The sequence below is a fragment of the Catenulispora rubra genome, assembly GCF_015356825.1.
GTDB classification, from domain to species: domain Bacteria; phylum Actinomycetota; class Actinomycetes; order Streptomycetales; family Catenulisporaceae; genus Catenulispora; species Catenulispora rubra.
The window spans coordinates 1-17,671 of record NZ_JAACYW010000246.1; the positions used below are offsets into that span (position 1 = coordinate 1).

Consider the following 17,671-nt stretch of genomic DNA (forward strand, 5'->3'; position numbering starts at 1 on the left):
AATTCTGAGTTGGTGGTCGGGAGCGGTGGTTCGGCAGCGGCGGCCAGCAGCCGATCAGCTGTCGCCGAGCACGGGCAGATCGGCGACCACGGTGCACGAGCCCGGCGCGATCTCGGTGAAGCCGGCGACACCTTCCGAGACAACTCCAGCGACCTCCAGATCGCCAACCCCTCCGGCGGCGCGATCTCCACCACCGCCGACCTCGCACGCTTCGCCCGAGCGCTGCTCACCCACCAGCTGCTCGACCCCGCGATGACCGCCACGCTCACCACCGGCAAGGTCACTGTGCACCGCCCCGGCGGTCCCGCGCAGGACTCCTACGCCTACGGCTTCGAAGACGCGCGGGTCAGCGGCGTCCGCGTCATCGGCCACAACGGCGGCACCCCGGGCTACGAAGGCCAGCTCGACATCTACCCCGACACCGGCACGACCGTCGCGATCATGTGCAACCAGGACCGCTCCCTGGTGCCCGCGATCCAGCGCACGGAGGCGATGCTGACCGGCTCCGGGGGCGCCCCGACCGGCTGAGGTGACAAATCTCTGATCCCCAACCCCTCACCACGGAGCCGCGCCATGCCTCAGGATGGGAGTCGTGAGCGGGAAATACGATCGCCTGGCCGCGATGATCGTCAAGGCACGGGAGGCGAGGGGCTGGAGCCAGTCCGACCTCGCCAGTCTGGCGTACGTGACGGAAGTGGTGATCGCGCGGGTCGAGGCAGGCAATCCCCCCAACGCGGTGGCCCTCAAAGCCGTCGAGCAAGCCCTCGGCTGGCTGCCCGGCATCTTCGACCTGATCCTCGGCGAGGACGCGTCGACCGAGAACGGCGTCGTCCTCGCCGCCGAAGGGGACGACGAGGACGACGGATCGGCGGAGCTGCGCGAGCTCACCGTGGACAGCAGCATCGACTGGGCCTAAGGATTTCTGGAGCAGGACCTCAGGAGAACGACCTCAGGAGAACAACTCCCCGAGCAGGAACTCATCCCGCCGACCGTCGCTCCACCTCGCCACGAGACATTCGCCGGTCACCGCGATCGTGACCGGCACCAACCCGTTCCTGGACCGCCCAAGACGGTGCGCCGAGACGTACACCGTCGGCAGCCCCGGCACCGGCGAAGCCGTCAGGTAAGGCGTGGCACTGAATTCTCCGAAGGCGTTGCCGCCTCGATACCTGGCGACACCCGAGCCGGTCCAGCCGTGCAGGGGAACGAGATCCACGGTCACATCACCACCGTGCAGCGAAATCCCGCCGCTGTCCGTGATCCACTCGTCGGCAAAGGGCTTCCGCGCACTCGTAGCCGCACCGGCACCCACACCCGCCACCGCGAACGAGCCCTCCCGCACCGTCCACCCAACCGGCGCCGTAACCAGATGCGCGCGCAACTCATAACCCTGATGCAGCACCGAAAGACTGACCACACGCGCCCCCGGCACATCGACCCCGCCCATCCGCGGCCGGAACCACGACGCGGCCCAGCCCTCGCCGGTCACCGTCCCGCGCAGCCCCTCACGCCGAGCCGCCCGCCCCCACTCGTCGACCAGCGCCAACGTCCCGTCGACCCCGTCAGCGAAAGCGTCGCCGACGCCGGGCGCGGTATGCGTGGAGTAGCCGATCGAAGCGTAGTGCGGATCGCCCCTCCCGGTGTCCGGATCGACGACGTGATCGCTCGCGTGGTTCGCGATCTGCACAACGCCATCGCCGGAACGGATCACCCAGCCGACCTCCCGCAGAGTCCTGACACAATCAGCACGCTCCGACGGCTGCGGCTGCTCCGCCTCGGTCCACAGCGGATGCCCGGCCGGCGCGGCCAGACCGAGGAACCCCATCCCCGCGAAGTACGGAGAGCCGGGCCCGCTGTAGACCTGGCACATCGGCAGGAACTCCTCGGCGCTCCAGCCGAGCGACGGTGCTCCGTCGACGCCGACCCCCAAATCGGCCGTGAAGCGCCGCAACACCCCGCTGGCCAACCGCCGCGTCGCGCCCGCCGCCTCACTCCCCACCCCGGCCAAAGCCGCGGTCCACAATCCGCCGAGCACGGCCTGCCGATACGTCAGCGAACGTCCCTGATGCAACGACGAACCGTCGGCCGCGAACAGCAACGCATAGGAATCGGCGAACTCGCCCAGCCGCCCCAGATACCGTTCCCGACGCTCAACGGGTTGATCAGAGAGCTGATACCACTGCCACAGGAAGGGATGGATCACCCACGAGTTGTAGTGGTCCACCCGATTCCCGTGCCCCGTCGTCGGGCTGATCGGGCCGTCGTTGTACCAGCCGTCGCCGAGATACCAGGACTCGAACAGCTCCACGTCCTCCTGCGCGTGACCGCCCGGGACGTCGTACCCCGCCGAGACCAGGAACCCCTCGATGACTGCCGTGAACAGCAGCCAGTTGTTGTCCGATCCGTGTTTCACCGCGTGGTGGATGAGCCATTCGGCCGTCTGCTCGCGCAGCTTGTCGTCCAGCCGGTCCCAGAACCGCGTGCGGCTGATCGCGAGCCCGAAGGCCAGGTTCGCGGCCTCGACGATCGGCTGCGGCGTGCCGTTCCACTGCTTGATCTCGTTCACCCCGATGGCCTTGCCCCAGCGGTCGGGGCTGTCCGGGGCCATCGCGGCGGCCAGGCCGCGCGCGTAGAAATCGGCGTGGCAGTACGGATCGGCCTCCCGGCCGGTCAGTAGCGGCGCCGCTATCAGGAAGCTGCGAGCGAAGCCCTCGATGCCGTCGCTGCGGATCCCGGCCGCCGAGGGCCTGCCGGGCGGCGTGATCAGACCGCCGGCGGCGGAGGCGTGGCGGCGGGCGGTCAGCAGCCAGTGGTCGGCCACCGCCTCCCAGTGCGCGCGGGTCCAGCCGGTGTAAGAGGACTGACTGCGGTCTTCGGAAGGCAGTCGCAGGTCGTTCATGAGTGCGGTGGTCCTCAGGGCGTGCGCCGCAGCCGCGGCGTGAAGGTGGAGTGGAAGATGGTCGACGCGGCGCCGACCGCGACCGCCTCGCTGCTGTTCACCGAGCGCTCGACGCGGATCCGGCGCAGCCGGCGGGCGGTGGGGTAGGCGTTCACGGCGTGCTCGATCTCGGTGAGCCAGACGTCGGCCACCTCGCCGGTGAAGAACGGCCCGCCGACCACCACGAGGCCGACGTCCAGCAGGTCGATCACCGACAGCACGCCGCGGCTGACCGCCTTCGCCGCCTCCTGCACGGTCAGCTTCGCGCGCTGCCGGCCGATCTGGCGCGAGGCCTGCGAAGCCTGATCCGCTGGGGCGTAGCTGCCCGGGTTGCACTCGGGCAGGATCTCCGGCCGGCCGGACTCGTCGAACCGGCCGAGGGTGACGGCGCACAGCTGGCCGAACTCGCCGGCGTTCGCGGTCAGGCCGCGGTAGAGGTCGCCGTTGAGGAACAGCCCGGTGCCGACGCCGGTCCCCAGATACAGGTAGACGAAGTCGCAGGCGCGGCTGTCGCGGCCGATCCAGCGCTCGCCGACGGCCGCCGCCGAGCAGTCCTTCTCGATCACGATCCGGCAGGAGAAGCGGCGCTCCAGCAACGTGCGCAGCGGCACGTCGCGCAGCACCGACATCAGCGGCGGGTCGAGCACCGTGCCGGAGACGGTGTCCACCGGGCCCGGCGTGGCCACCCCGATGCCGAGGAAGCCCTCCTCCCAGCGGCCGTGCCCGGCCTGGTCGAGCACCGTCTCGCCGAGATCGGCGATCTGGTTCACCACCGCGCCGGGGCGCGGGTCGGAGGTGATCGGCTCGGCGCGCCGGGCCACCACCCGGCCCGAGAGGTCGACCAGCACGGCGGTCAGCACGTGCGGGTCGATGTGGATGCCGAGCGCGTGCGCGGCGCCGTCGCGCAGGCGGACCGGGCTGCTCGGCTTGCCGACGGCAGAGTGGCGCTGCCGTTCCTCGACGAGCAGGCCCCGCTGGATCAGCGAGCGGGCGATGCGGGACACCGACTGCTGGGTGAGCCGGGTGCGGTCGGCGATCTCGCCGCGCGTGATCCGGCCGGCCAGCCGCACCGTCTCGATCACCACGCATTCGTTGAACGAGCCGAGGTCGATCTGGTTGGCCCCGCCGCCGGTCGCCGGGCCGGAGTGGCCCGACGCGGACAGCGGCAGCGTCGGCGGCGCGGCCGACGGCGCCGGGAGCGGTTCGCGGATCCAGCGGACCCGGGCCGGCTCGGCGCTGTCGACGTAGCGTGACAGGACCGAGGCCACGTCGAGCAGCACGCGCGTGGAGGACTCCGGATGCCGGGCCGCGTCCAGGGCCAGCACGGCCCGGGTGAACGAGAGCCCGGTGGTCCGCTCCGGAGGCTGGTGGACCGTGATGCCCAGATGCGAGCAGCGCTCGGCGATCTGGGTCTGTAACGGCCGCACAGTGTTCGGCACGGCGCGCAGGATGACCGCGTGCAGCTCCGGCAGCGGATGCGTGCGGCGGACCGCGTCCAGGAAGGTGCCGACGCGGTCGGCGTCCGGAACCGATCCTGCCGGTACCGCTGAGCCCGCTGGTCCGCTTGGCCCGCCTGATCCTGCTGGTCCGCCCGGCCCGCCTACTCCAGACCGCACCGCTTCGGCCTCGGCGGCGGATGTCGCCTCGGCCAAAGCGTTCCCGACCGCCGCCAGCGCGTACGGATCGACGGCCGGCTCGGACGAAGCCGGCGGAACCGAGGCGACCGAGCGGCCGGCCAGCACCAGCACCGTGCATCCGGCGTCGAGGTGCAGGCCGACCGGCCACAGGTCGCTCGGCTCCAGCGCCGGCGTGACCGGGATCTGCGGGACGGTCAGCCGGCTGCCGCTGAGGTTCCAGCGGTGCCGGGTCTCGGCGACCACGGTGTGCGAGCAGCCCAGGCGCCGCGCCACCATCCGCGACGTGCGGGCGTCCGGCGTGGAGGTCAGGATGCTGGCCACGATCTCGCCCTCGTCGACCGCCGAGGGACGGCCGGTGCGGGCCCGGTCCACCAGGCCCTCGATGCCCTCGACGGCGTACCGCTTGCGCCAGGTGCTCACCGTCTGCCGGGAGACGCCGAGCCGCCGGGCGATGTCGGCGTTGCGCAGACCCTCGGCCGCCAGCAGCACGATCGAAGCGCGCAACGCCTGCTGACCGTCGCCGTCGGCCCACCGGCGCAGCACCGAGTGCCCGTCGGCACCCGGCGCCGCGCCGGCAGAGGGCTCCTCACCCATTCGACGAACCGGGGGTCAGGCGCAGCGTGAGGATCTGGAAGGGACGCAGGGTCAGGCCGAGCCCGCCGTCCTCGACGGTCGCCGGGTCGGTCGGCCGCTCCAGCAGGTCGGTGACCGTCGCGGCGGACACCGGGAACCTGACGGCCAGCCGCGCCGCGGCCCGGCCGCCCCGGGACTCGTAGAGGCGGACCACCACGTCCCCGGAGTGGTCGTCGGCGAGCTTGACGGCCTCCACGACCACGTCGGGGTTGTCGACGGTGACCAGCGGGCGCGCGCCGTCGCCGGCTGAGGCTGTCATCGCCGCCGGAACCGCGCGCAACGGCAGGTTGAGGGCGTGCGCCTCGGCCAGCGCCGCGCGCGTGTCGGCGCCGGGCACGACGGCGTAGGAGAACCGGTGCTGCCCGAGATCGGCCTGCGGATCCGGGGAGTTCGGCGCACGCAGCAGGGTCAGCCGCACTGTCGTGGTGCTTCCCCCTTCCGGCCGGGTCAGACGCGAAGCATCGTAACCGTACGTCGAGTCGGTGATCAGCGCCGTGCCCCAACCGTGTTCTCCGACGTGGATCCAGCGGTGCGCGTACACCTCGAACCGGGCCGCGTCCCACGAGGTGTTCTCGTGCGTCGGCCGGCTGACGTGGCCGAACTGGATCTCGGCGTCGGTGTGCTCGGCGTGCACGTCCAGCTGCCACGCGGACTTCAGCACCGCATCGCGCTCGCGCCAGTCGATGTCGGTGACGACGTCGAGGCGGTGCGAACCGGCCGCGAGCCGGAGGTCCTGCACGATGTGCGACTCGCCGAACGACCGCGCCACGCGGACGGTCGCCACCAGCGGGCCCTCATCGATCAGGGTGACCACGGCCCCTTCGGTGAGGTCGGTCCGGACGTTGCGGTAGTGCCGCTCCAGGTTCCACGCCGGCCACAGGTTCGGCTGGTCGCGGTGCAGCTGGAGCAGGTTGCCGGCGCCGCCGGGGGCGATCGCGTCGCGACCCAGGGCGAGGTCGCGGACCGAGCGGAGCAGGCCGTCGGAGTCGACGCGCACCTCGATGATCCCGTTGGTGAGCTCGAAGCCGCCGTCGGAGCTGACGACGACCACCGGTGCGAGTCCGCCGAGCTCGGGTGCCAGGGGCCCGACACCGAGCGCTGGCACGTCGGCGACGGCCGCGACCCGGCCGTCGGCCAGAACCTGCGACGCCGTGTCGGACGACGGTGCCGCCGACAACAAAACCACCTCGCGCCGGTCATGTGCCGCAGCGTTCAACACAGCAGTCGTCTCATTGCTACCGGCCAGCGCCTCGGCGGCCTGCGAGATCACCGCCTCCAGCCGCGCGTGGATCCTCCCGTACACCGCCTCGGCCTCGCGGTGCACCCAGGCGATCGACGTGCCGGGCAGGATGTCATGGAACTGATGAAGCAGCACCTGCTGCCACAGATCGTCCAGTTCCTCGTGCGGATAAGCGGCCCCGGTCCGCACCGCGGCCGTCGCCGACCACAGCTCGGCCTCCCGCAGCAGCGCCTCCGAGCGCCGGTTGCCGCGCTTGGTGCGCGCCTGGCTGGTGTACACGCCGCGGTGGTACTCCAGGTACAGCTCGCCGCGCCAGACCGGCAGGTTCTGGTACTCGGCGCGGGCTTCCTGGAAGAACTCCGAAGGGTTCTGCACCTCGACGCGCGGCGACCCTTCCAGGTCGCGCAGCCGGCGGGCCCGCTCCAGCATCTCGCGGGTGGGGCCGCCGCCGCCGTCGCCGTGGCCGAACGGGGCCAGCGACACCGTGGCGCCGCCCTTGTCGCGGAAGTTGGACTCCGCGTGCGCCAGCTGCCGTCCGGTGAACTCGGCGTTGTAGCTGTCGATCGGCGGGAAGTGGGTCAGGATCCTGGTTCCGTCGATGCCCTCCCAGGCGAAGGTGTGGTGCGGCAGCTCGTTGGTCTCGCTCCAGTGCAGCTTCTGCGACAGGAACCACTCCGCGCCGGCCAGCCGGGCCAGCTGCGGGTAGGCGGCGGTGTAGCCGAACGAGTCCGGCAGCCAGACGCCGTCCTGCTCGATGCCGAACTCCTCGGCGAAGAACCGGCGCCCGTACACCAGCTGCCGGGCCAGCGCCTCGCCGCCGGGCATGTTGCCGTCGGCCTCCACCCACATGCCGCCGACCGGCACGAAGGTGCCCTCGCCGACCGCCTTGCGCATGCGCTCGAACAGCTCGGGACGGGAGTTCTTGACCCACGCGTACTGCTGCGCCGAGGAGCAGGCGAAGATCAGCTCGGGGTACTCCTCGGCGAGCGAGAGCACGTTGCTGAAGGTGCGGACGCACTTGCGCATCGTCTCGCGCTGCGGCCACAGCCACGCCGAGTCGATGTGCGCGTGGCCGACGCCGCTGATCCGGTGCGCCGAGGCGTGCGCGGGCCGGGACAGCACCTCGGTGAGCTCGGCGCGCGCCGCGCCGGCGGTGCCGGCCACGTCTGCCGGGTCGGTGGCGTCGGCGGCGCGGGCCAGGGCCCGCATGATCTCGTGCCGGCGCGGGCCCTCCAGCGGCAGCTCGCGCATCAGCTGGTCCAGTACCTCCACGTCGTGGATCAGGTGCCAGACCTCGTCGTCGCGCACCGCCAGGTCGGCGGAGACCAGCCGGTACAGCGGGTCGGCGCCGGCCGTGGCGCGGTCGCCGAAGTGGGTGTTGCGGCCGTGTGCGCTCTCGATGCCGGGGTTGGCGGCGGCCTCCACGAGGAAGTCCACCGCCGCGCCGGCTTCGGCGCGAGCGCTGACGAGGACGTCGCGGTTCATCGGGTGCAGGCCGTGCACGGCTTGGCCGTCCAGCGTGTGCACCAGGCCCTCGGCCTGGCCACCGGGCCCGCGGGTCGGGTCGAATCCGAGGTCGAACACGGCCTCCACGCGCCGTCCGGCCCATGCGGCCGGAACGGTGCCGGAGAACCGGAACCAGGTGGTGGACCAGGGACCGCCCCACGTCTCGCCGATCTCGAACGGCCGGTATCGGCCTTCCGGGACGGCGAGAGCCTCGGCCACCGGCACGGGTTCGCCGGGGACGTGCCAGGCGCTGACGGTCAGCGCGGTGCGCTCGGGGTGGAGAGCGGGATGGAGAACGTGGCTGAGATACCGCGTGATGCGGTCTTCCACCAGTTTGCGGTCGTCGTGCACGGTGGGGCGGTCCCTTCGAAACGGCGGTGCGGAAGTGCGTCAGGTGCCCGGCGTCAGCCGGTGGTGGACAGGGTTGCGTTGCTGACACTCAGCGTCACGCTGCTGACATACAGCGGCTTGGTGGGGTCCGTGACCGCCAGGCGGAGGTCGGCGGAGAGGTTCTGCAGCTCGTTGAACTGCACGTCGGTGAGCGTCACGGTCGCGGTCTGCCAGCTGCCGGTGCCGCTCCCGGCCACGGTCGGCCCGCCGAAGTACGGGGCCGTGGTCGAGTCGTACTGCACCTGGAAGCCCTGGCCCGCGACGGACCAGTAGGTGACCTGCGCGGTCACCGTCGAAGCCTTGGCGACCTGGCTGGACGGGTCCAGCTGGAGGTACACGTTGGCCGGCGTGACGCCGCTCTGCGCGGAAGTCCAGGTCTCATAAGCGGTCTGGCCGCCCTGCGTCACCTGGATCAGGTTGCCGTCGCCGCCCTGGCCGGTCGCGCCGACGGACATGTAGATCAGGCCGCCGCCGCTCTGTCCGGCCGTGCCGGTGACGGACGTCGCGCCGCTGCTGTTCCCGGGACACGAGGCCGGGACCGGGGTGCCGGCCGGAGCCGCGCCCGGCAGCACCGACCACTGGTCGAGCTGCGCCGACTTCATCGCGACCGGCACGCAGACGCTGCCGTCCGCGAGCAGCTTCTGGGCCGGTGCCTGGCCGGTGAGCGCGTCCACGACGTGGTAGGTGCCGCGGACCAGGTTCAGGCCCTTGGGGTGCAGCGTGACCGAGCCGGTGTAGCCGTAGTTCGAGTTCACCTCGCCGAGCGTGACCATGGAGCTGCGGTGGTTCGCCGCGGTCGCGGGCACGACCTGGAGCGCGTGCTGGCTGGTCAGATCGGCGTAGGCCGGTGCGTAGGTAGCGAGCTGGGATCCGTTGCTCAGCACCGTTCCGCCGGCGTTCTGGTAGGCGGCGATGTTGGCGTCGGAGCCGTTCATCGGCAGCACCGCGCGGTAGTGCGACAGGCTGTCGGCGTGGTTCGCGAGCTCCTCGCTGGTGACGACGGAGAACCCGGCCTGGTAGCCGGCCCACAGCGCGCCGATGCTGTTCTCGACGCCGTTCAGGTTGCCGCCGCTGTCGTTGCCGCGGGCCGTCGAGTAGTCGATGTAGACCGCGACCGGCTGGGTCGGGTACGAGCCGGAGATCTTCTGGAGCACCGGCAGCCAGGAGATGTAGATCGGGTATCCGATGACGTCCTTGTCGGTGCCGTCGTGGATGAAGAAGTCCTCGCCGCCGCCGTTCGGCAGCGTCATGGGGTACATGGACAGCCAGTTCACGGCCTCGGCCGGGATCTGGTCGTTGGTGCCGAAAACGGTCCATTCCTGCGCGACCGGCACGTGGTACGCGCGGCCCAGGCTGCCGAACAGCAGGCTCAGGCCCGCGGAGTTCGCGGCGTCCTCGACGACCGTGGCGTGGTACTTCCGGGCCAGGTTGAAGATGTCCGGCAGGTTGCCCAGCTGCGGGGCGTTGGATATGTGCCCGCCGAAGTAGTAGAACAGCGGCCCGTTGCTGACCTTGCGGACGGCGGCGGTGAGCCGGCCGTACGTGTCCTGCACGCTCCACTGACGGAACGCCTGGTAGACGCCGTCCAGAGCGGCGCCCGGCAGGGCGGCCGGCACCTGGTCGAACGAGGTGTACGTGGTGTTGTACTTCGCGTTGAAGGCGGCGACGGTCTTGTAGGTGGCCGGCAGCCAGCCGGCGTGGAAGTACGCGATGTCCGCCGGAGCCCAGCCGCCCTCGCCGGGGCCGTCCAGCCACTGCGCGTCGAGGTGGCCGTAGTCCATGAACGACCCGCCGTACGCCGGGTTGTGCGTGATGTGCGCGACGGTGCTCGTGACGTAGGCGAAGTAGTCGTCCTGCTCCGTCCGGTCCCACCACGCCAGCGCGACACCGGTGGCGCCGGTGCTGGTCACCTCGTGGTCGGTCTCGAAGGTCGCGGGGCTGCCGCGCCAGCCGGACTGCCAGAAGATCGGCACCAGCTTGACCCCGGCGGCCTTGGCGTTGGCCAGCTCGGTGTCCAGCTCCGAGAAGTCGAACGTGCCACGCGACGGCTCCAGCTTCGACCACGGCATGTTGAGCTCGGCGCGGTCGATCCCCTTGGCCTTGATGGCCGCGAAGTCCGCCGTCGACCATGGCGTGCCGTTGTTGTCGAACTGGAACTGGCTGGCCCAGTAGTCGGAGCCGCCGTGGTGTGCCTTCGTGCTCTGATCGGCCGCGCTCGCGGCCGTGACCTGCGATGTCGTCGGATGTGCTGGTGCGGGGCCGGCGGCCGCGTACTGGGCGAGAGCCACAGTCGCCGCGAGACCGCAGACCAGTGGGATCGCTCCGCGTCGAACCGTGCGCAGCATCAGTTCCCCCTTCAGGGGTTTGCAGATGGCGGGTGGGTTGTTTCCTCCAGGACACGCGCCGTCGGCGACGTGAAGAGTATGTAACTCCAAGAGTGTTAGTCCGACAAGCCTTCTCATCGACGTGCCGTATTGAACCGCTCTGATCAGTGCTTATGCCACTTGGCGATCACTGCTTTTACGGTTCTCGGTGTCAGGGAAGTCTTTTCACCTCGACAAACCTTGACCCCGCCGTCCCTCCGATTCGATACTTCGGGCACCTCCAGGACTTCGCAACGCCGCTGTGAAAAGCGGTGCCAGCCCGTCGGCCGTGACCTCCCAACTCTTCTTCGAGGAGCCGTCATGGCCAGATCAACATCTTTGTTCCCGATACGGCATCGCCGCGCCCTCGCGGCGCTCGCCGCGCTGCCCCTCGCCGCAGGCCTGGCCGCCTGTGGCAGTAGCAGCGGCAGCAGCGGTTCGGGGTCTTCGCAGACCCTCACCATCGCGATGTGGACGAACCCGGCCGCCGTCGCGCAGACCCAGAAAGTGGACGCCCAGTTCGAGAAGGCGCACCCGGGCGTCAAGATCAAGCTGCAGACCGCGCCGACCGCCGCCAACGCGTGGCCGACGCTGTGGCAGAGCCTGGTCTCGGCCAAGAGCGTGGACGTGTTGGCGCAGTTCCCGCCGACCCCGCACTCCTTCCCGCCGGCCTCGACCGGCATCATCCCGCAGGGCACTCCAGCGCTCATCCAGTCCGGGCAGTTCGTCGACATGACCAACCAGTCCTTCATGAAGCGCTTCGATCCTGCGGCCCAGAAGTACGCCATGGGCTACAACAGCGGGACCTACGGCGTGATGACGGCCGAGTACGTCAACAACTCGGGCATGTTCTACAAGAAGGACATCCTCGCCAAGTACGGGCTCTCGGTCCCGACGACCTACGGCGAGTTCATCAGCGATCTGGACACCCTCAAGTCGAAGGGGGTCACGCCGCTGTACGTGGCCGGCAAGGACGGCTACCAGAGCATCCCGTGGTTCGGCATCATGAACCAGCTGCTGATGCAGGACAAGCCGAGCGCCGACGCCGCGGCGCTGTGGGAGAAGCGAGCTGAGGACTTCTGGAGCGGCGCCCAGACCTGGAACGACCCGGTCTACGCCGACACCGCACAGCGCTACGAGAAGATCCTGTCCTACATGGAGCCCAACGCCGCCGGCGTGCCCGCGCAGTCGGCGCCGGGGGTCTGGGCCGCGAAGTCCAATGACTTCCCGTTCTTCTTCGACGGCTCCTACGACGGCAACACCATCGCGCAGGACAACCCGGGCTTGAACTTCGGGTTCATGGCGATGCCGGGTGCCGACGACGCCGGCTGGAACCGCCCCGTCCTGGCCCCGGACCTGTCCTGGGTCGTGCCCACGTGGTCCAAGAACCAGCAGCTGGCGATGGAGTGGCTGGACCTGTTCACCCAGCCGGACAACTACGCGGCCTGGCTGAAGGCCACCGGATCGATCTCGACCGAGCCGTCGGTGCCGACGCCCACGCTGCCCTGGACCGACTGGCTGGCCGCGCACGCCTCGGAGGGCTACCCGAACGTCCAGCAGCCCTGGACCTCCACCAAGTTCCCGAAGGTCGCCGGCGACGTCGACCGGACCAAGATGCAGCCGTTCGGGTCGCAGACCCCCGCGGACGCGCTCAAGCAGGCCGCTGACGCGTACAAGTCGGCAGCGGGGCACTGACCTGTGAGCACCATCCCCTTCGGTACGAAGCGGACACGGCGGTGGCTGCCCTGGGCCTCCATCGCCGTGCCCACGATCGGCTGGCTGGTCTTCGGGTTGTTCCCGTCGGTGTCGACCGTGTTCTTCTCCTTCACCGAGTACTCCGGCTTCCCGGGCACCCCCCTGCACTTCTGCGGGCTGTGCAACTACAGCAACGCGTTCAACAGCTCCTGGAGTGACTTCTCCGCCTCCGTGACGGTGACGCTGAAATACATCGCCGGGGTCACGGTCCTGCAGATCGCGATCGGCCTCGGACTGGCGCTGCTGCTGCGCCACCGGCGGCGCGGGTTCGGGCTCTACCGCGCGCTGATCTTCATGCCGCAGATCTTCTCGGTGACCATCGTCGGCGTGCTGTTCTCGCTGGTGTTCGACCCGCAGAACGGGCCGGCCGAGCCGATCCTGCACGGAGCGTTCGGGATCAACACCGCGTTCCTCGGCGACAAGAACTGGGCGCTGTCGCTCGTCGTCCTGATCAATGTCTGGATGTTCAGCGGCTACACCATGCTGGTCTACATCGCGGCGCTGCGCCGGATCCCGCCGGAGCTGTACGAGGCCGCCTCGCTGGACGGCGCCGGCCGGTTCCGGACCTTCCGGCACATCACCTGGCCGCTGCTGGCGAACGCCACCACGGTGAACGTGTTCCTGACCGCCATGGGCTGCGTCGGCGAGTACGCCCTCATCAGGGTGCTGACGGACGGCAACTACGGCACCAAGACGCTGGGCATGTACATGTTCGACACGGCGTTCGGGGTGAACCCGTCGCTGGGCTACGGGTCGATGCTGGCCGTGGCGCAGTTCGTCATCACCCTGGTGATCGGCAGCGTGCTGCTGGTCTTCCTGCGCCGCCGGGAGGTGACGTTGTGAGCGTCATCGACATCCACGCCGACGACAGCCGTGCGCGGCGTGCCGTCCGCACCGGCGGGCTGCAACTGGCCTGTCTGGTCATCTCAGTGGGCTTCTTCGCGCTCCCGCTGGTCTACCTGGCGCTGCAGGCGTTCAAGACGAACAACGAGTTCCTGAACAACCCGACCGGCCTGCCGCACCCGTGGACGACGTCCAACTTCAGCAGCGCCTGGAGCCAGGGCGACTTCTCCAACGAGATGGTCAACAGCCTGCTGTACGCCATCGTCCCGGACGTGGTCACCCTGGTTCTCGGCGTGTTCCTCGCGTTCCCGATCTCCCGCGGCTGGTTCAAGCACTCCAACGCGCTCTACGGGTTCTTCGTGTTCTCCGGGTTCCTGCCCGCCGGGCTGATCCCGCTGTTCATCGAGGCGCAGAAGATCGGCACGTACAACAGCCGGATCGGCTACCTGATCATGACCTCGCTGACCGGCGCCGGGTTCTTCTTCTTCGTCGGCTACATCAAGACCATCCCGCGCGAGATGGACGAGGCCGCGGCCCTGGACGGCTGCGGGTACATCCGCTACATCTTCACCATGATCATCCCGCAGATGAAGCCGGCGCTGGCCACCTTCGGCATCTTCGGCTTCGTCGCGGGCTGGAACAACCTGATCCTGCCCCTGGTCATGCTCAACGACCAGAGCCTGTGGCCGGTCACCCGAGGCCTGTTCTCGTTCTTCGGCCAGTATTCCTCGCAGTGGCCGCTGGTCGCGGCCGCGACCATCATCGTGGCGCTGCCGATCCTGGTGGTCTTCGTGATCCTGCAGCGGAACCTGGTCGAGGGCGTCGCCGGCGGGGCGGCGGCCGGGAGCGGCGGAGTGGCAGTGGCACAACCTGTGGAGAACAACGAATGACAGACCAGACACATCAGGGTTCGACGACCAAGCGCGCCCTGGTCGTGCGCGGCGGCTGGGACGGCCACGTCCCGGTCCCCGCGAGCGACCGGTACGCCATGGCGCTGAAGGACGACGGCTACGACGTCACGGTCTCCGACACCCTGGACAGCTACCTCGACGCGGACCTGCTCGCCGACACCGATCTGATCGTGCAGTGCTGGACCATGGGCCAGATCACCGGCGACCAGACCACCGGCCTGATCCGGGCGGTGCGCGCCGGGACCGGCTTCGCCGGCTGGCACGGCGGCGTCATCGACGCCTTCCGGAGTGAGACCCGGTACCAGCTGATGACCGGCGGCCAGTTCGTGCACCATCCGCGCGAGTTCACCACGTACACGGTGCGCGCGACGGCCGGACACGCCGAGCACCCGATCATGGCCGGGATCAGGCCGTTCACCGTCACCACCGAGCAGTACTACCTGCACATGGACCCGGCGGTCGAGGCCATCGCGGTCACCGACTACGCGGAGGACCCGGACGCCCCGGAACTGGCCGGCGTCGTCATGCCGGTCACGTGGACCCGGCAGTGGGGGGCCGGCCGGGTGTTCGTCACCGCGGTCGGACACCGGGTCGCCGACCTGGAAGTGCCCGAGGTGGACCAGATGATCAGGAGGGGAATGGCATGGGCGACCCGGTGAGCGGGACGACGGCGGCCGGCGAGGACGGTTCGGTGTTGCGCGTCGGCGTGGTCGGCGTGGGGAACATCAGCGGGCAGTACTTCCAGGCGGCGCCGCGGTTGCCCAATCTGCGGATCACCGCGATCGCCGACCTGGACGCGGAGCGCGCGGCCAAGGTCGCCGCCGACGTCCCCGGCGCCCGCGCCGCGAAACCGGCCGAGCTGTACGCGGCCGAGGACGTCGACCTGGTCCTGAACCTGACCATCCCCGCCGCACATGCCGAGGTTGCGCAGGCCGCGATCGCTGGCGGCAAGCACGTGTACGGCGAGAAGCCGCTCGCCGCCACCACCACCGAGGCGCGTTCCGTGTTGGAGGCGGCCGAGCGCGCGGGGGTGCGCGTCGGATGCGCGCCGGACACTGTGCTCGGCACCGGGATCCAGACGGCGCGCGCCGCGCTGGACGCCGGGGACATCGGCGTGCCGGTGGCGGCGACCGCGTTCATGGTCACGCCGGGCCACGAACGCTGGCACCCGGACCCGGAGTTCTACTACCGCCCCGGTGGCGGTCCGCTGCTGGACATGGGGCCGTACTACCTCACGGCCCTGGTGACGCTGCTCGGCCCGGTGAAGCGCGTGGTGGGGATGAGCTCCACTCTTCGGCCGACTCGCACCATCGGCAGCGGACCGCGGGCCGGCACCGAGTTCGCGGTGGAGGTGCGGACGCACGTCACCGGGGTGCTGGAGCACGCGAACGGCGCGCTGTCGACGCTGGTGATGAGCTTCGACGTGTGGGCCGGGCAGCTGCCGCGGATCGAGGTGTACGGATCGCAGGGCTCGCTGGAGGTGCCGGACCCCAACGGGTTCGACGGCGAGGTGAGCATCTTCCGGGCCGGGGCCAAGGAGTGGGAGAAGGTGCCGGAGCTCGGCGGGTACCGGAACGCCTCGCGCGGCTACGGCGTCTCGGACCTGGCCCGGGCGCTCGCCGAGGGCGTGCCGCACCGGTCGAACGGCGCGCTGGCGTTCCATGTGCTGGACGTCATGGAATCGCTGCTCGCCGCCGCGGAGAGCGGGGAGTCGGTGACGATCGGCAGTACGTGCGAGCGGCCTGCGGCGGTCCCGGCCCAGGCCCGACCCGAAGTTCAGTGACCCCTGCCCGTCACCCTGCTTCGCCGGCTCCGCCCGCCTCGGCGCGGCGAAGCAGGGCGGCGGGCCGTAGCCCTGGAGCCAGAACCTTGACCGTCCGCCCGCCGCGCCCGACCGCGCTGTTCGCGATGCACCCCGACTCCCTGCCCCGCCTGTTCCCGCCGCGGGTCACCGACCGCCTCCGCGAACTGGTCGACATCGACGCCTGCCTGGTCGCCGACGACTTCCGCCAGCCCGATGCAGTCCGCGCCCTGGCCGCGACCGAAGTCCTGATCACCAGCTGGGGCAGCCCGCCGATCGACCGCAAGGTGCTGGACGCCGCCCCCCGCCTGCGGGCGATCGTGCACGCCGCCGGCACCGTGCGCGGCTACGTGACGGACGCGGTCTGGGAGCGCGGCCTCCTGGTGTCGTCGATGGCGCAGGCCAACGCCATCCCGGTGGCCGAGTTCACCCTCGCCGCGATCCTGCTGGCCGGCAAGAACGCCTTCGTCCTCCGCGAATCATTCACCGACCAGCGCGGCGCCCCCGACCCAAACCGCGAACGCCGCCGGGACACCCTCGGCAACCACCACCGCCGAATCGGCATCATCGGCGCCTCCCGCGTAGGCCGCCGCCTGCTGGAGCTGCTGCGCCCACTGGACTTCGACGTCTACCTGAGCGACCCCTACATCGGACCGACCGAAGCCACCGACCTCGGCGCGATCCTCCTGTCCCTCGACGACCTCCTCCGCAGCAGCGACATCGTCACCCTGCACGCCCCCGACCTCCCCCAAACCCGCGGCATGCTGAACCGCCGCCGCCTAGCCCTGATCCCAGACGGCGCCACCCTGATCAACACCTCCCGCGGCGCCCTCATCGAAGCCGAGGCGCTGACCGCCGAACTGGTCTCCGGCCGCCTCAACGCAGTCCTCGACGTCACCGACCCCGAGCCCCTACCGAAGGACTCCCCGCTGTACCGCCTGCCGAACGTCTTCCTCACACCGCACATCGCCGGCTCCCTCGGGAACGAGCTGTCGCGGATCGGCGACGCAGTGGTGGCGGAGGTCGAGCGGCTGGTCGGAGGCGAGCCTTTGCAGCACCAGGTGATGCGGTCGGACTTGGATCGGGTGGCCTGAATAGCGGCGAGCGGCGAGCGGGGCCGGTGGTGTGGTGAGGGGGTCCGAAGGACCATGCGGGGTGTTGGTTCTGGGTCCCTCGCCGCGTCAGCGGGCGCAGCCAACCTGCCCGGGCCGGTGGTGTCAAGCCGGACGAAACCGGACCGAAGCAGCAGCGATCCGGCTTTACACCACCGGACCGGGCTGGTTCCGTTTACGGCGATGACGCGGCGAGGGACCCAGAACCTTGGCGACCACAAGCAACACCGCCACTGACCAGCGCGACGCAGGCAACAGCGGATAGAAAGCCGAACAGTCGCGGACCGCCGCCAAACCGCCGGACGCGCGGGTCGCCCCCTCGTCGAGGAGGCCCGCCAGAGGCCTCAAGGCACCCACCAAACGCGGCAGACAGCCGCCAGACCAAACGCATGCGCAGTGGCTCGGACCGGTGCGCGGTCGTGTTCGCGAAGACCGGCGGCCGCCAGCGAGAAATGAGTCGCACGGCCGAACTGCGTCCCCCCGCGAGGCCATCCAACCATTGGCGAAGCCGTAAAAATCGCCTGTAAACCACACCCCAACCG

The 17,671-nt window shown here is 70.2% G+C and carries 12 protein-coding genes; 8 read left to right on the forward strand and 4 right to left on the reverse strand.

The features are described from left to right. Positions 1–528: serine hydrolase domain-containing protein (locus GWK61_RS41400; RefSeq protein WP_228563795.1), on the forward strand; the 528-nt coding region annotated here is incomplete at its 5' end. Between the two features lie 64 nt (positions 529–592). Continuing rightward, on the forward strand, positions 593–916 hold the full coding sequence (locus tag GWK61_RS41405) for a helix-turn-helix domain-containing protein (RefSeq protein ID WP_194917205.1): 324 nt from the start codon (positions 593–595) through the stop codon (positions 914–916). Between the two features lie 33 nt (positions 917–949). On the opposite strand, the gene GWK61_RS41410 is transcribed toward GWK61_RS41405, so the two are convergent. Genes GWK61_RS41410 through GWK61_RS41425 form a run of 4 tightly spaced genes read right to left on the reverse strand, consistent with a single transcriptional unit; the run spans position 950 to position 10,689 of the window. Next, positions 950–2,899 (reverse strand): DUF2264 domain-containing protein, encoded by a 1,950-nt coding sequence (locus GWK61_RS41410; RefSeq protein WP_194917207.1) that lies wholly within the window; start codon positions 2,897–2,899, stop codon positions 950–952. A 14-nt stretch (positions 2,900–2,913) separates the two neighbouring features. Then, entirely contained in the window at positions 2,914–5,169 is a 2,256-nt protein-coding gene (locus GWK61_RS41415) for an ROK family protein (protein ID WP_194917209.1), read from the reverse strand. Then, a complete protein-coding gene (locus tag GWK61_RS41420; RefSeq protein ID WP_194917211.1) occupies positions 5,162–8,305 on the reverse strand; it encodes an alpha-mannosidase in 3,144 nt (1,047 codons plus the stop codon). Before GWK61_RS41420 ends, GWK61_RS41415 begins: the two co-directional genes overlap by 8 nt. 53 nt (positions 8,306–8,358) lie before the next feature. Continuing rightward, a complete protein-coding gene (locus GWK61_RS41425; RefSeq protein WP_194917213.1) occupies positions 8,359–10,689 on the reverse strand; it encodes a beta-galactosidase in 2,331 nt (776 codons plus the stop codon). 339 nt (positions 10,690–11,028) lie between these two features. Between GWK61_RS41425 and GWK61_RS41430 the strand changes: the two genes are divergently transcribed. The 6 genes from GWK61_RS41430 to GWK61_RS41455 all read left to right on the forward strand — a co-directional run bounded on the left by GWK61_RS41430 (position 11,029) and on the right by GWK61_RS41455 (position 17,111). Next, positions 11,029–12,402: an ABC transporter substrate-binding protein gene (locus tag GWK61_RS41430; RefSeq protein WP_194917223.1), complete on the forward strand. Its 1,374-nt coding sequence runs from the start codon at positions 11,029–11,031 to the stop codon at positions 12,400–12,402. Between the two features lie 3 nt (positions 12,403–12,405). Then, positions 12,406–13,305, forward strand: a complete 900-nt coding sequence (locus GWK61_RS41435) for a carbohydrate ABC transporter permease (RefSeq protein WP_194917225.1) — start codon at positions 12,406–12,408, stop codon at positions 13,303–13,305. Beyond that, positions 13,302–14,195: a carbohydrate ABC transporter permease gene (locus tag GWK61_RS41440; RefSeq protein WP_323747994.1), complete on the forward strand. Its 894-nt coding sequence runs from the start codon at positions 13,302–13,304 to the stop codon at positions 14,193–14,195. Before GWK61_RS41435 ends, GWK61_RS41440 begins: the two co-directional genes overlap by 4 nt. Continuing rightward, positions 14,192–14,875 (forward strand): ThuA domain-containing protein, encoded by a 684-nt coding sequence (locus GWK61_RS41445; RefSeq protein WP_194917227.1) that lies wholly within the window; start codon positions 14,192–14,194, stop codon positions 14,873–14,875. Before GWK61_RS41440 ends, GWK61_RS41445 begins: the two co-directional genes overlap by 4 nt. Beyond that, entirely contained in the window at positions 14,860–15,999 is a 1,140-nt protein-coding gene (locus GWK61_RS41450; protein ID WP_194917229.1) for a Gfo/Idh/MocA family protein, read from the forward strand. Before GWK61_RS41445 ends, GWK61_RS41450 begins: the two co-directional genes overlap by 16 nt. A gap of 125 nt (positions 16,000–16,124) precedes the next feature. After that, the gene (locus GWK61_RS41455; protein ID WP_194917233.1) at positions 16,125–17,111 is read left to right on the forward strand and encodes a hydroxyacid dehydrogenase; all 987 of its coding nucleotides are present in this window, start codon (positions 16,125–16,127) and stop codon (positions 17,109–17,111) included. Positions 17,112–17,671: the final 560 nt, after the last annotated feature.

Bases quoted from the DNA above. Each gene is read 5' to 3' on its own strand.
- GWK61_RS41410 (WP_194917207.1), bottom strand. From the start codon at position 2,899: ATGAACGACCTGCGACTGCCTTCCGAAGACCGCAGTCAGTCCTCTTAC.
- GWK61_RS41450 (WP_194917229.1), top strand. From the start codon at position 14,860: ATGGGCGACCCGGTGAGCGGGACGACGGCGGCCGGCGAGGACGGTTCG.
- GWK61_RS41415 (WP_194917209.1), bottom strand. From the start codon at position 5,169: ATGGGTGAGGAGCCCTCTGCCGGCGCGGCGCCGGGTGCCGACGGGCAC.
- GWK61_RS41445 (WP_194917227.1), top strand. From the start codon at position 14,192: ATGACAGACCAGACACATCAGGGTTCGACGACCAAGCGCGCCCTGGTC.
- GWK61_RS41425 (WP_194917213.1), bottom strand. From the start codon at position 10,689: ATGCTGCGCACGGTTCGACGCGGAGCGATCCCACTGGTCTGCGGTCTC.
- GWK61_RS41430 (WP_194917223.1), top strand. From the start codon at position 11,029: ATGGCCAGATCAACATCTTTGTTCCCGATACGGCATCGCCGCGCCCTC.
- GWK61_RS41455 (WP_194917233.1), top strand. From the start codon at position 16,125: ATGCACCCCGACTCCCTGCCCCGCCTGTTCCCGCCGCGGGTCACCGAC.